Consider the following 13,457-nt stretch of genomic DNA (forward strand, 5'->3'; position numbering starts at 1 on the left):
GTCTGATTTTCTTTCCGTTTCAATCTCATTTGGAAACCTATTGCATATTTAGGGTTGAACCCAATTTTGTCGAAAATCGGCAAGCCCTCCTTGGTTTTTTTGGATTGTTGGATTAAGGTATCATACAAATTGAAAAATATTATCTTTGCCCTTCAATCTTAATTATGCAACCTGACAAGCGTTTTTCCATTTGGTATTTCATGTTGGTCTTTGCCTTTTTGGTCGGGCCATTTGCACTGAGTTTTCACATGCATTATCCCGACGAGATGTATTACACGGATGCAGCTGTCAAAATGCTCCAAACAGGTGACATACATACCCCCTTTTTGGGAAGTGATGAGATGCGCTTCAAAAAACCGATTTTGACCTATTGGTTTGTTTTGGCTGGGTTTGAGCTTTTTGGAGTCACTCCATTTGGCTCCAGGATTTTCTTCCTCTTGGCAGGCGCACTTACTGTTGGCTTTGTGTACTGGGGAGCAAGTGTTTTTTTCAAGGATTCCAGAGTAACAAAACTCTCGGCATTGATCATGGCCTCTCACCCGGTTTTGATTCTCAGTGCCACCAGATCCATCCCCGATGTTTTACTGGGAATGTTTTTGGCTATGAGTGCTGTGGGATTCCTTGGTTATCTGCGCCATGGGAATGATGCGCCAAAAAAATACAGCTGGCTTTTGTTTTTGGGCCTGGCTTTGGCCTTTGAAGTCAAAGGCTTACCAGCAGCCGCCCTGGGAGGACTTGGTTTGTTCTATTTGTTGGTCAATCCTTGGCAAAGAATCAAAATCCAAAAATTGGCATATCTCCCCGCTCTTCTTACGGCTGTCTTTGTCGCTTTTTATTGGTTTGTTGCCATGTATGCGGTTCATGGGGCTGACTATCTGGAATCTTTTGTCGAAGACCAAGTTGGAATGCGGGTTGCCTCCAGGCATTTACTGGTCATTCAGAATGTATTGTTGGCCACCCTGCTGATGGTGGTGATGTTTTTGCCCTGGTTTATCTTTGGGGCCAAGGGGTTCAAGAACAAATTCAAGGAGCTTTTCAATCATGACAAGGCCTTCACGGGATTTGTGGTGGTCTGGGTGATTGCCATTTTGCTGATGTCTGCGGTGGTGAGCAAGTTCTATGAAAGGTACCTGTTGCCTGTAGTTCCACTGACTTCCATCTGGGTTGCCTGGCTGCTGATTCAAAACGGAATATTAGAGAGGGTAAAGCTCCTTAAAGGCACCTTGATTTTCTTTTTGGCCTTGAATTCACTAGTGCTTTTGATAGGTATTTTCTTCAACTTGATGCTTCCTTCAGGCTTCTGGATTTGGATACAGGTGCTTATTGCAGCCGGTATCCTGTTTTATTTGATTGGAAGATCCAGGAGTGAGCGTGCACTGCCAAAAGCAATTGCGATCAGTGTGATGCTGTTGTTCTTTGAGGCAAGTATTTCCACCTATCAGATTTCTCTTCCCGATGCAGGCCAATTGATAAAAATATATACAAAGGAACAGGGCATCATGCCGGGCAGCAAAATAGCCTATTTGGGCCACCTACATACCGGAAGTAAGATCAGAATAGGCTTGGGACCGGATTATTTAATGACAGATCTGGGCGAAGAAAATTTTGGAGCCAGATATAGGGAGTTCGATTTTCTGATTCTTGAGGAAAAACACCTTGACAAACTGCCCGATACAGGATATGAAATGGAGTTGGCCGCCCTCAATTGGGATGCCAAGTATCTCTGGGAGATGGTGAAGAGCCTTTGGAACGGAAATCCTGAAGAGGTCAAAAACCAATTGGGGAAAAAGTTTTTCTGGATCAAACCCTTATAAATTAGTATTCCCCTGTCTCCACTTCCTCTACATGCCTTAGATTTTCCAAAACGGCAATGATATAAGTTTTAACCGTATCCCCACGGTGGATGGTGGGGAAATTTTCTTGCATTACGATGCGGGAAAATCCATTTTTTACCGCCTCTTGTACTTCAAATTCCCGAGTGAGGTAGATCCCATAGTATCCTTTTTGCTCAAATTGCCCAATCCCCGGCCAGAGGTCAAATTGGTTTTTTCGCCTACCCATATTTATGGCGTAAGTTTGGGGGTTTCCTTTGAGATAGAAGGCCATTTCAGAAGCAACGTGGTAACTGTCACTGAAAAAAAATTCTTTGTCCCGCAATTCAAGGCTGTCTTTTAAATGGTCAATACGCGTTGCCAATTCTTTATAGCCCGCCAAACGCATCATGGGATCTTTGGAAGGTCTGAGGATTTTTTTAAATCCGATGGCATCAAGAGGGGCTGGGAAGAACAGCATCATCAACAAAACACCAGTGAGGATTCCTCCGGACAATGCAAATCTCTTCCATTGAATCGAGGCTGAATCCAAGCAATAGGCCATTAGGATAGGCAAGGTGAGTATGGCAAAAGCTGGCCAGTTGACATTCACTGTTTTGAAAATCGACATCACTAAAAACAAGAGCCAAACCACCAGGGTTGGAAGGATTAAAAAAAGTGCCCGAGGGTCCTTGCTGAATTTGGTTTTTTTGATGCTTAGCCAAAGTATAGGAATAAAGAAAGGGGAAAGAAAACCCAGTTGTCCCCCAATATACTCTCCCACATATTTGAGCGATTGCACAAGGTCAAAACCACTCTTTTCTCCCTCTACGCCTCCCAGCGTCCCGACATGCTTAAAGGTCACAAAATCATTTTGGAAGTTCCAAACCACGATAGGGATCAATGAAAGACAGGAAACCAATACATACACCCAGGGCCCCTTGCTGAGGACTCTCTTTTTATCTGTGAGCAAAAGGTATAGCCCCAATGTAGGAAGGGTCAGCACCATGATATTTTTGGAAAGGATCCCCAGGATCGTGGCGAAACCCGCCAAAACCCACCATTTCATTTCGTTTGACGCCAAGGCCTTCCATAAAAAGAAGAAAGCCAAGATCCAAAAGAAGTAAAGCGAAGAATCCGTCGTATGAAAAATGGAGCCCAAGTGAAAAAAAGGCATTACGACAAGTATCATACTGGCCCAAAAGGCAATCTTGCCTTTGTGATACATCTCCAATGTCAATTCAAAAACAACCCATGCTGTCATGGAACTGAAAAGGATGGCGTTTAATTTGATGGCCAACTCGGTATCCCCAAAAATTGAGGTGCTGAGAAAATTATAAACAGCTATCATCAGGGGTTTGGAGTAGTAGTTCCAATCCAGATGCTTTGACCAAAGCCAATATTGCGTTTCCTCTGTGAAAAGGCTGTGTCCCGAAAAGTGAAAGTAAAGCAGCTTCAACGAAGCGATAAGCGCCAAAATACCGAGCGTGAGTTTCCTGTAAAATTCCGGGGTTTTCATTTGATTCAATCTGACGCACAAAGATGCTAAAAAATGAAGGCCTTTCCATGGTGGAAAGGCCTTTAATGAGTTTTGGGAGATTATTGTTTGACGACTACTACTTTTTCCTTGAATTTTTTGATTTGCCTTCTCAAGCCTTCGATGGCATCATCTGCAGCAGCTTCGAATGTTTCACTTTGGTTTTTGGCAAAAAACTGTTTCCCGGGTCCATTCAGTTTGATTTCAACGATTTTATTCTCGTTTTTTCCATTTTTATCAATTCTCAAAAATACCTCGCCGTCGATAATGCTATCATAATAGGTCTCTAACTTATCGGCTTTCCTCTGGATAAACTCTGTAAGTTTTTGATCGGCGTCGAAATGGATAGAATGCATTTGAAGTTTCATAACAGTAATTGTTTTAGTTAAACTTATATTACGCTTTAGGATGTGCCTGTTCGAACACAGCCTTGAGTTTTTCCATGGAATTATGGGTGTATACTTGGGTCGCGGCAAGACTCCCGTGCCCCAAAAGATCTTTGACGGCATTTAAATCAGCGCCTTTATTCAGCAAATGAGTCGCAAAAGTATGCCTCAATAGATGGGGGCTTCGCTTTGTAGTCTGGGCATACAGATCCAAATAATGTCTCACGATGCGGTAAATCTTCATAGGGTATGCCTGCTCTTTTTTATTGGTAATGATAAAATAATCACTCTCGTTTACATTTAAAAATGTTTCCTCGAATACTTTCTTATACAGAATTATATTTTTTTTCAACCCACTTGTAAGAGGGATTATTCTTTCTTTTTTTCTTTTTCCCAAAACTTTTACTTCATCGGAAATCAAGTTGATATCCTTCCATTTGAGTCCCAGCAATTCCGAAAGTCTCACGCCGGTCAAATACAAAAACTCCATCACCATCCTGTCACGCTGTCCATCAAAATCAGAGGCGTAAACCATTTCATTCAGAATCTTTTCGATTGCGGTCTCTTGGATAAATTCAGGAAGTCTTTTAGGAGTTTTCAAAACCCGCATTTTGTAGGTCGGGTCTTTGGTGATTTCGCCCGATCGCATCAGAAATTTATAAAAGGAACGCAGCGTGGCCATTTTTCTATTGACGGAGGTGGGGCTTAGTCCTTGATCGACCCGATCGATGATCCATGCCCTGATTTCGGAATGGTCGGCTGCAGAGATGTCTTCTCTATCGAAGGAAAGCTTACAGAATTCACCAAATTGCTCCAAATCCATCCGATAAGCCAAAACCGTGTGTCGGCTTGCACGTTTTTCATGTTCCAGATAATTGATAAAAGCATCCAGCATATTTAGTATTGAATATAAGGGAAATTTAATGGAAATAATCCTTTCAGGCGACTTTTCAATATTAAACCCGACACAATACGGATTAATCCCGAAATATGCATTTGGTTTCCCAATGGGTGTTGACACGGCAAGAAAATCATACTATTTGGAGCATAAGGTGTAGTACCGATAGGATGAAGTCAAAAATGGAAAACAACTGAACGATTCCCAAGTAATAATGGAATTGGAAATGCATAAACAGGTTTAAAGATCCTTACTGAACTAACGAAAAAGCTTCCCAATATTTTAAAAAAACGATGAATAGATGCTTATTTTTTAGATATATCGGGGATAAAAAAAAGACAGGATAGACTTATCCCCTGATTGCTTGAGTTTTACAATACCCAGAATAATATTTTTTTTTAGTAAATCCGAATAATGTATTCGGTTTCTCAAAGGGTGTTGACACGGCAAGAAAATCAGACCAATTGAAAAATAAGGTGAAGTACCGATAGGATGAAGTTAAAAACAGTAAATAACTGAATGATTCCCAGGTAATAATAGGCTTGAATGGAATTGACAATGCGTGACAGGGGTTAAAAAAATAAAAAAGGCGCACCCGCTTTCGGTAGGTGCGCCATTCTGTTGGAATATCAAAAAAAGAAATGAATTAATTCGCTTCTTCTGTTTGCATTTTTTGTTTGTAAGCAGCCTTAATTCTCTGCTCTCTGTTTTTTACAGACGGTTTTACAAAAGCCTGTCTTGCTCTAAGTTCTCTTACAGCTCCAGTTCTATCAAATTTCTTTTTAAAACGCTTTAGCGCTTTCTCGATAGATTCGTTTTCTTTTACGTTAACTATGATCATATGTATACACCTCCTTTCACGGATGCAAAGGTAGAAGAATAACTTCAGTATACAAAGTTTCAAACAAAAAAGCCTGATCGATTGATCAGGCTTTCAAGTTGAATATGATTTTTTATATCAATCCAGTACTTTTTCGGCAAGAAGGACAATCTTATTGTCCTTGACCTCGACCACACCTCCATCGACAACGATAGATTGTTTGCCCTCTTTGGTGGTGAACGAAACCGTTCCCTTTGCCAAAGTGGAAACAATGGCAGCGTGGTTGTTCAATACCTGAAAAGAACCGGAGGCGCCAGGAAAGGTCGCTTCAGAAACTTCTCCCTGAAAGATCTTCTTGTCCGGCGTTACGATTTCTAATTGCATATTGATGCTGTTTTATTTTTTGATGAACGTGATGATCAAATGAATGGCCTTATCTTACTTCCGCAAGCATTTTTTCTCCTTTGGCAATGGCATCTTCGATACCTCCCACCAAGTTGAAAGCCGCTTCGGGAAGGTGATCCAATTCCCCGTCCATGATCATATTAAAGCCTCTGATGGTATCTTTGATATCCACCAAAACACCTTTCAAACCAGTAAATTGCTCTGCTACGTGGAAAGGCTGTGACAAGAAACGTTGTACCCTTCTCGCCCTGTGTACGGAAAGCTTATCCTCTTCAGAAAGTTCCTCCATTCCAAGAATGGCAATAATGTCCTGAAGTTCTTTGTATCGTTGTAAAATTTCCTTTACGCGTTGGGCACAATCATAATGCTCATCACCCAAGATACTTGGCTGGAGGATTCTGGAAGTGGAATCCAAAGGATCCACGGCTGGATAAATACCCAATTCCGCGATTTTTCGGGAAAGTACGGTTGTAGCATCCAAGTGGGCAAAGGTAGTTGCTGGAGCTGGATCGGTCAAATCATCCGCAGGCACATATACTGCCTGTACTGAAGTAATGGAACCGTTTTTGGTCGAGGTGATTCGCTCTTGCATGGTTCCCATTTCAGTTGCCAAAGTTGGCTGGTAACCTACTGCTGAAGGCATACGACCCAAAAGGGCGGACACTTCAGAACCTGCCTGTGTAAACCTGAAAATGTTATCGATAAAGAAAAGAATATCTTTACCTGCACCATCTCCTTCGCCATCTCGGTAGTATTCAGCCAAAGTCAATCCAGTCAAGGCTACTCGGGCTCTTGCTCCTGGAGGTTCGTTCATCTGACCGAACACGAAAGTAGCTTTGGATTCTTCAAGTTTTTTCATGTCCACCTTGGAAAGATCCCATCCTCCTTCGGTTTCCAAAGAATGAACGAAATCGTCACCATAAGTTACAATTCCTGATTCAATCATTTCTCTCAAAAGATCATTCCCTTCACGCGTTCTTTCCCCAACACCCGCAAATACGGATAGACCAGAGTAAGCTTTTGCGATATTGTTGATCAATTCTTGAATCAATACTGTTTTGCCAACACCGGCACCACCGAAAAGTCCGATTTTACCACCTTTTGCATAAGGCTCGATCAAATCGATCACCTTGATTCCCGTAAACAGGATTTCTGAGGCAGTAGAAAGATCTTCGAATCTTGGCGCAGATCTGTGGATCGACAATCTCTTTCCTGCTGGAACTTGAGGAAGGCCATCGATCGCTTCTCCGACCACGTTAAATAGACGTCCTTTGATCCCAACACCCGTAGGCACAGAAATAGGAGTACCTAAATTGGTGACGATCATGCCTCTTACCATTCCTTCGGAAGAATCCATCGCGATGGTTCTTACTCTATCCTCACCAAGATGTTGCTGAACTTCCAGGATGATTTTTTGTCCGTTTTCTTTTGTGACTTCAAGTGCATCCAAAATGTTGGGTAACCTTCCTTCATTGAAGGAAACGTCAATAACAGGACCAATCACCTGGGTTATCTTACCAGTATTTATCATTTTTATATATTGATGTAAAAAGGATTTAAGCTCTCTCAATTTGCTTGCAAAATTAATTATAAAACCTTAATACCAAAGGATGTTTGGAAATTAAATCTTGCATCAAGATGCTTTTCTTTATGAATTGGAGCGAAATGAATATTTGGGAATCCAATCTGTTCAAAAACCGGTATTTCTGGTCCTTCGTATTTGCTTTTTTGGTGAATGGCTCTGGGTCATTCAAACACCAAAAAAATCGGACCAAAAAACTTCTCCTTTGTGCTAAAAGAAAGGTTTCCGCTAGGAAAACCACATGTTCTCCAGCGTTTTTAGAACATCCTTCTCCCAAACAAATAGGCTTTGTTCCAATAATTGTTGCTTAAGTTGTCTTCCGTAACGCCCAGCGAGGTAGAGGAATGGATAAACCTCACCTGGCCACGAGAGGCTTCGGTGACGATTCCGGCATGTGTTACCTTTTTCTTTTTTTTGCCCGTGGCAAAAAAAAGAACATCCCCCTTCTCAATGTTTCTTGTCGGGACTTTCTTCCCCATCCCACTTTGTGCTTCCGAGGTGCGCGGCATGGTTATCCCCACACTATAAAAGGAGTGGTAGATGAGCGCTGAGCAGTCCATACCTACCCTTGTAGTCCCTCCATAACGATAAGGCGTGCCCCGGTAACTCCTTGCCGTTTCCACCACTTGGTTTACATTTTTACTTCTGAGCTTTTTGGTTGGTGAGCAAGAAGAAAAAATGGAAATCGAAAAAAACAAAAAAAGAAAAAAAAATGGTCTCGGAATATTAAGTTTCTTAAATTTCACTATCATTATTGGCGGATATTTTAACTTCAATAATACGTCCCCTTCTGAAATTTTCAAAAGTATTGGCCAAAGATAATCCACAAAGATGAAAACCCAGTTTTATCCCCTCCTTTTCCTGTTGGTATTGCTCCAGTCTTGTGAAACCAAAGAAGTGGAAAAAAAATGGACCGGTGACAATGTCCTCAAAACAGCAGTTTTCCAAGGGATCAGTCTTTTGGGAGATTCTCTCATCACTGATGTGGATACAGTCGCCCAACAAGATCAATTGAAGAAACTTTTTGAAGCCGAAAGAGCATACGCAGAAGAGCCAAGTTTGGATAACCTTATCTGGATCGGAAGAAGAGAGGCTTATTTGGGCAGGTATGATTTGGCTATCCGGACCTTTACCAAGGGAATTGAAGAGAATAAAAATGCTTTTGAACCCCTAAGACATAGGGGGCATCGGTTTATCTCCACTCGGGAGTTGGACAGAGCAATTGAAGATCTGGAAAAAGCTGCTGATTTGATGCAAGGCCAAGCGCTTCAAATAGAAAAAGATGGAATGCCAAATGCTTTTAATATCCCGCTATCCAATGTTCAATTCAATGTCTGGTATCATTTAGGGCTTGCCCACTATCTCAAGGGAGATTTTGAATCTGCCTTGAAGGCATACCAATCTTGCTTGACCGTATCCAACAATGATGATCTCCTGATAGCAACTTTGGATTGGTACTACATGGCATTGATGAAGCTGGGAAAAACCGAAGAGGCCCAATCTGTGATCAAACCCGTCCATGAAAAAATGACTGTCTTGGAAAACGATGATTACTTAAAAAGAATTTTGATGTACAAAGGGATTTTGGTGCCGGAGGATCTTCTCAAAGCAGATGTCAATCTGGAGAATCAAAGACTTCAATACGTGACCCAGGGTTACGGTCTTGGCAACCATTATCTTAGTTTGGGGGACACTTCAAAAGCAAAAATTATTTTTGAAAACGTTGTGGCAAGTGGATTTTGGTCCGCTTTTGGTTATATTGGTTCGGAAATGGAATTAACGAAATTAAGGAATGAGTAGAGAGGATTTTAGAGAATTACCCTTGCACAAAAAAATTCACAAGCTTTACACTGAAGGGACTTTTGTGGTAGCCATTCGGTATTATTCGCATAAAGTCAATTTATACTTGCTTGAAAAAGAATACATTGAGGTTTTTTACAACCACAAACTAGACAAGGTCGACAACATTGATTTTTTAAACCAAAACCATACGAGAATGAAATTTTATCTTGATCAGATTCACATCAGGATAGAGTCTTAATGCTCCCTGAGAATCCCTTAAGGGATCAAACCGATGCTTCCAAAAGTAATTTTTGATGAATCTGTAGTACTTGTGGGATAAGGAGCTTGTTGTCCGTATTCTTGATGACAAAATCCGATTTTGAATTTTTTTCTTCATCTGGAAGCTGCATGTCAATGATGTCATTGACCTGGTTTTCGTCCCTGTGGGCATCCCGCATCAAGATGCGGCTGACACGGACTTTAAGAGGCGAACTTACGTTGATGACCTTATCCAGATCTTTGTCTCCACCGGTTTCGAAAATCAAAGCCGCTTCCTTGAGAACATAGGGAGCAGATTGACTGCTTGCCCAAATGGAAAAATCTTCCCGAACCGCAGGATGTACGAGATTGTTGAGTGCTTTTATCTTTTGATCATCCGCAAATACCTCAGCGGCAAGGTGCTTTCTATTGAGACTGCCATCCTCGTTATAGACGGCTTCCCCAAATTCGGATTTTATTTTATGTTTTAGGCCTTCATCTTTGGCCATCAGCCATTTTGCGCGGTCATCGGCAAAATAAATGGGGATGTTGAGGATCTGAAAAACCTTTGCAACAGTGGATTTACCCGAGCCGATTCCGCCCGTAAGGCCTACCAAGAGTGGTTTGCGATCAATCATATTTCAATCTAAAAACTTCCGGTTCCAATTTGACATTCTCCAAAAAAGAAGGCTTTGGACTTACTTGGACACTTACTGTACTGTCTTGGCGGTTTCGGTTGCTATAATTTAGAATGGCCTCAAACTCTATTTCCTTCAATTCGTTGACTTTTCTTTCGTCTATCAGATAATACATCATGATGGTATTTGGCTGCTGGACCAAAGTCACATTTTCAGGGAAATTGGTTTTGACGACTTTGAGTCTTTTGTTTCCTTCAAGAAATTGTACGACCTCGAACTTAAAATGGACACTTTCGTCCTCCATTGTCAAAAAATCCCTGAACGCATCAGGCAAAGTCAAAGGAAGGATTTTGCTGAAATTTTTATTGATTTTTTCTTCTCCGAGATTTACCGCAAGAATACCTTCCAATTGTTCCAATATGGATGTTGGCCCTTTTATGCTGACTACCGGAGGATCTATCGCGATTTGGCTTGCATATCTGAAGTTCTTGGCCAATGTATTGGAGGTGGTGTCTGGCCGGATATCTATCTTTCTGGTGACTACCTTATCAATTTTGAATTTTATGGTGTCACTTACGATTGACACCAAACTCGTAGGGCTAATTTTTTCCGCAAGACTCCTTCTTATTTCAGAAGTCAGGAGATAGTTTTTTGTGGAAGGGTTGTTGATTTCAATCAAAAAAGGGTTGTCCTTTATCTTGAAATATTTTCTGAGCAGATCCCAGCCATTTCCATTGATCTCTATTTTGACACGGGCAGGCAATTTTTCAACGGCCATGAATTCTTCCTTGTCATAAATGATTTCGATTGGATAGTCTACAACAGTTGTGTAGTTGTCTTTGTTGAGGGCATTCAAAAGCCAGAAAGTGGTAGCGGCCAAAAGGCACAGCGCTACCACTTTCATGTTTGCCACTTTTTTAGGGTTGGCATTAGAAACTAATTTTTTGAGCTTATTCAAGTCCAATTTATTTGATTCCGTTTGCTTTTTTAGTGAATTCCGGAGAGATCGCTGACTTTTCCACTTTGATTTTCAATCCCTTGTCTAATTCCAAAAGAACTGTATCATCCTCTAGGCTGTATATCTTCCCGTGTACGCCACCTATGGTGACCACGTTATCGCCCTTTTTTACGGATTCAAGGAAATTTTTAGCGTCTTTCTGTTTTTTTTGTTGTGGCCTGATCATGAAGAAGTACATAATCAAAATGATGGAGCCAAACAGGAAAACCTGTCCCATGATCCCACTCATACCATCTGCTTGCAATAATATCCAATTGTTCATCATTATTTTTTCACTGGGCCAAATTGTCCAGCACTGGCTGAAGCGGCATTTTTTGGGTTAACATTTCCTTTTAATCTCAATCTGGTCACATTTGGGCTAGTATTGGCCTGAATGGTTACTGTTGGAGCTTGGGCACCTGGTTTGGCAGTAGAGTTGAATACCACTTTCACAAATCCCTCATCTCCCGGTTTTACGGGTGTTTTTGACCAGTCAGGACTCGTACATCCGCAGGAAGCGGTGACGTTTGAAATGACCAAGGGAGATTGACCTGAGTTGGTAAACTTGAAAATGTGCTCGATAACCTTTCCTTCGTCGATCGTACCAAAATCGTATTCGATTTCACCGAATTGGAACTGACCCAAGGTGGAGGGATCAGCAACATCCACCGATTGCACGTTGGTGGGAATGGGCTGTGCGGCTTCAAGACGGGCAAGTTTTTGCTCCAATTCCGCCAATTTTGCCGAATCGTCGTTTTTGTTGGTATTACAGCCTGAGGCCATAAGTGCAGCCATCAAAACGAAGGCTGGAAATTTGATGTATCTCATTTGGTTGAATGATTAATTATCTTGTCTGTTGATTTGATCAATAAGTTTATTCACATCACTGAGTAAATTCTCGGCTTTGTTTTTGGCTTCCGAAATTACTTTGTTTCCTTCGGATTTTGCTTCATTTAAGGGAAGATTTTTCCCGTCGCGTAGATTTTTTATCAGTTCTTCCAAGTCCTCGCTGTATTTCGACAACTGATAAGAAAGCCTATCCCTTGTGTTTTTTCCTGTATCGGGGGCGAATAGCAAGCCTAAAGCGGCTCCTATACCTGCTCCAGCTATTAACATAAATGTATTGCTGCTTTTGCTCATTTTTTTGATATTTTATTTGTTATCTAAAAGACCTCTACCACTCTTACGGATTTCTCCACTTTCGGTTAATTCCTTTGCCAAAACATCCAGTAATCCGTTTACAAACTGCTTGCTTTTGGGCGTGCTGTATGTTTTGGAAATGTCAATATATTCATTGATACTGACCTTGACGGGGATGCTTGGGAATTTTTTCATTTCGGTCAGCGCCATTGACATGATGATCTTGTCGGTGTAAGCTACCCTTTCGATATCCCAGTTTTTGGTTTTATTCCCTATCAACTCCATGTGCTCGTCGCCACATTCAATCGTCAAGTTAAAGATATTCTGGAAAAACTCCTTATCCTCTTCCCAATTGATGGCGATTTCCGGAAGCAAAGCCTCTTCAGCTGATGGATCTGTTGATAGATTTTTGAGCACTTTTGATGCCAGACTCCTTACTACTGACTTATTTTCAGTCCAATTCAGGTCTTTTTCAGAAAAGAAATTGAGAATCGCGTTGTTTTTGAAAATTATTTTCTTGAGAATGTCGTCCAGTATTTCATAGTCCTGGGTAAGGGTGGGCGCATTGATCTTGATGTATTCCTGATACCCTTCGGAAGGTTTTACATACTCCCTGAACCATTCCTTTATTTCAAGTTCAAGCTCATCGATTTGTGCATCTTGTCGAATCACAGCTGATTGGTATTCAGGCATGGTTTTGATTTTCTTCAGGATGGCATTGTTTGCAAGATTAAGGTCTCCAAGTGTGGAGATGATTGCGTCATTCGAGATTTTTCTTTTTCGATCGATTTCCTTGGCTACGTGGTCTCCAAATGCAATGAGCAATTGGATCGCATAAAGGTACAATTGAGGGATTCGCTCGGCAGAGATCACCATGTTGTTCAATAGAAAATCATGGTCCGCTTTGTTGGCCTTGTGGTAATAGTTGATGGCTTTGATGGACTCAGACTTGATTTTGGTACTGACGTCTGTTTCAGAAATCAGGTTTTTACTGTTCAGGTTGCTGGAAAAAAGTTTGATGGCAAGCTCAGCGTCTTTCTTTAGCTGCACCTTGTCTTGTACTTCCATGCTGTTTAGATCCGGAAGAAAGGCTTCTCTGATCTGGTCTTTTGCCAAATTAAAGTTGGATGCCTTACTCTGTTCATAAGCATATAGATTTTGAAAAGCCTTGACCCTGAGAATTCTTCTGTTTAACATACCTGA

16 protein-coding genes are annotated in these 13,457 nt (G+C 41.3%); 3 read left to right on the top strand and 13 right to left on the bottom strand.

Features of this window, described 5'->3' with window-relative positions; genetic code table 11:
- The first annotated feature begins 164 nt into the window (after window positions 1-164).
- Entirely contained in the window at window positions 165-1,814 is a 1,650-nt protein-coding gene (locus Q7J63_RS07290; RefSeq protein ID WP_304885054.1) for a glycosyltransferase family 39 protein, read from the top strand.
- A 1-nt stretch (window position 1,815) separates the two neighbouring features.
- Here Q7J63_RS07290 and Q7J63_RS07295 read toward each other — a convergent pair whose 3' ends face one another.
- From Q7J63_RS07295 to Q7J63_RS07325, 7 genes are all read right to left on the bottom strand, one after another.
- On the bottom strand, window positions 1,816-3,330 hold the full coding sequence (locus tag Q7J63_RS07295; protein ID WP_304885055.1) for a glycosyltransferase family 39 protein: 1,515 nt from the start codon (window positions 3,328-3,330) through the stop codon (window positions 1,816-1,818).
- Between the two features lie 80 nt (window positions 3,331-3,410).
- Window positions 3,411-3,716: a ribosome hibernation-promoting factor, HPF/YfiA family gene (gene hpf, locus Q7J63_RS07300; protein WP_019596334.1), complete on the bottom strand. Its 306-nt coding sequence runs from the start codon at window positions 3,714-3,716 to the stop codon at window positions 3,411-3,413.
- Window positions 3,717-3,744: 28 nt separating this feature from the next.
- Entirely contained in the window at window positions 3,745-4,629 is an 885-nt protein-coding gene (locus tag Q7J63_RS07305; RefSeq protein ID WP_304885057.1) for a tyrosine-type recombinase/integrase, read from the bottom strand.
- 649 nt (window positions 4,630-5,278) lie between these two features.
- Window positions 5,279-5,473 carry a 30S ribosomal protein S21 gene (rpsU, locus tag Q7J63_RS07310; RefSeq protein WP_019596332.1) on the bottom strand — a complete coding sequence of 65 codons (195 nt, stop codon included), beginning with the start codon at window positions 5,471-5,473 and terminating at the stop codon, window positions 5,279-5,281.
- 117 nt (window positions 5,474-5,590) lie between these two features.
- Entirely contained in the window at window positions 5,591-5,836 is a 246-nt protein-coding gene (gene atpC / locus Q7J63_RS07315; protein WP_019596331.1) for an ATP synthase F1 subunit epsilon, read from the bottom strand.
- Between the two features lie 49 nt (window positions 5,837-5,885).
- On the bottom strand, window positions 5,886-7,388 hold the full coding sequence (gene atpD / locus Q7J63_RS07320; RefSeq protein WP_019596330.1) for a F0F1 ATP synthase subunit beta: 1,503 nt from the start codon (window positions 7,386-7,388) through the stop codon (window positions 5,886-5,888).
- A 308-nt stretch (window positions 7,389-7,696) separates the two neighbouring features.
- Window positions 7,697-8,191, bottom strand: a complete 495-nt coding sequence (locus Q7J63_RS07325; RefSeq protein ID WP_051107533.1) for a C40 family peptidase — start codon at window positions 8,189-8,191, stop codon at window positions 7,697-7,699.
- 79 nt (window positions 8,192-8,270) lie between these two features.
- On the opposite strand from Q7J63_RS07325, the gene Q7J63_RS07330 reads away from it, so the two are divergent.
- Together Q7J63_RS07330 and Q7J63_RS07335 are read left to right on the top strand one after the other, a co-directional pair.
- Window positions 8,271-9,239: a tetratricopeptide repeat protein gene (locus Q7J63_RS07330; RefSeq protein ID WP_304885061.1), complete on the top strand. Its 969-nt coding sequence runs from the start codon at window positions 8,271-8,273 to the stop codon at window positions 9,237-9,239.
- Window positions 9,232-9,480 (top strand): hypothetical protein, encoded by a 249-nt coding sequence (locus tag Q7J63_RS07335; protein ID WP_019596325.1) that lies wholly within the window; start codon window positions 9,232-9,234, stop codon window positions 9,478-9,480. The genes Q7J63_RS07330 and Q7J63_RS07335 overlap by 8 nt, the downstream gene beginning before the upstream one ends.
- Before the next feature lie 25 nt (window positions 9,481-9,505).
- Here the strand turns inward: Q7J63_RS07335 and coaE are convergent, their stop codons facing one another.
- From coaE to nusB, 6 genes are read right to left on the bottom strand one after another with little or no spacing between them, the layout of a single operon-like run.
- On the bottom strand, window positions 9,506-10,117 hold the full coding sequence (gene coaE, locus Q7J63_RS07340) for a dephospho-CoA kinase (RefSeq protein ID WP_019596324.1): 612 nt from the start codon (window positions 10,115-10,117) through the stop codon (window positions 9,506-9,508).
- The gene (locus Q7J63_RS07345) at window positions 10,110-11,075 is read right to left on the bottom strand and encodes a YbbR-like domain-containing protein (RefSeq protein WP_304885065.1); all 966 of its coding nucleotides are present in this window, start codon (window positions 11,073-11,075) and stop codon (window positions 10,110-10,112) included. Before Q7J63_RS07345 ends, coaE begins: the two co-directional genes overlap by 8 nt.
- 7 nt (window positions 11,076-11,082) lie before the next feature.
- Window positions 11,083-11,397 (bottom strand): preprotein translocase subunit YajC, encoded by a 315-nt coding sequence (gene yajC / locus Q7J63_RS07350; protein ID WP_026333458.1) that lies wholly within the window; start codon window positions 11,395-11,397, stop codon window positions 11,083-11,085.
- A 2-nt stretch (window positions 11,398-11,399) separates the two neighbouring features.
- A complete protein-coding gene (locus Q7J63_RS07355) occupies window positions 11,400-11,942 on the bottom strand; it encodes a DUF1573 domain-containing protein (RefSeq protein WP_019596321.1) in 543 nt (180 codons plus the stop codon).
- 12 nt (window positions 11,943-11,954) lie between these two features.
- The gene (locus Q7J63_RS07360; protein WP_019596320.1) at window positions 11,955-12,254 is read right to left on the bottom strand and encodes a YtxH domain-containing protein; all 300 of its coding nucleotides are present in this window, start codon (window positions 12,252-12,254) and stop codon (window positions 11,955-11,957) included.
- A 12-nt stretch (window positions 12,255-12,266) separates the two neighbouring features.
- Window positions 12,267-13,451, bottom strand: a complete 1,185-nt coding sequence (gene nusB, locus Q7J63_RS07365; RefSeq protein ID WP_019596319.1) for a transcription antitermination factor NusB — start codon at window positions 13,449-13,451, stop codon at window positions 12,267-12,269.
- Between the last annotated feature and the right edge of the window lie 6 nt (window positions 13,452-13,457).

It is taken from the genome of Rhodonellum sp., from assembly GCF_030656585.1.
GTDB lineage: Bacteria > Bacteroidota > Bacteroidia > Cytophagales > Cyclobacteriaceae > Rhodonellum > Rhodonellum psychrophilum.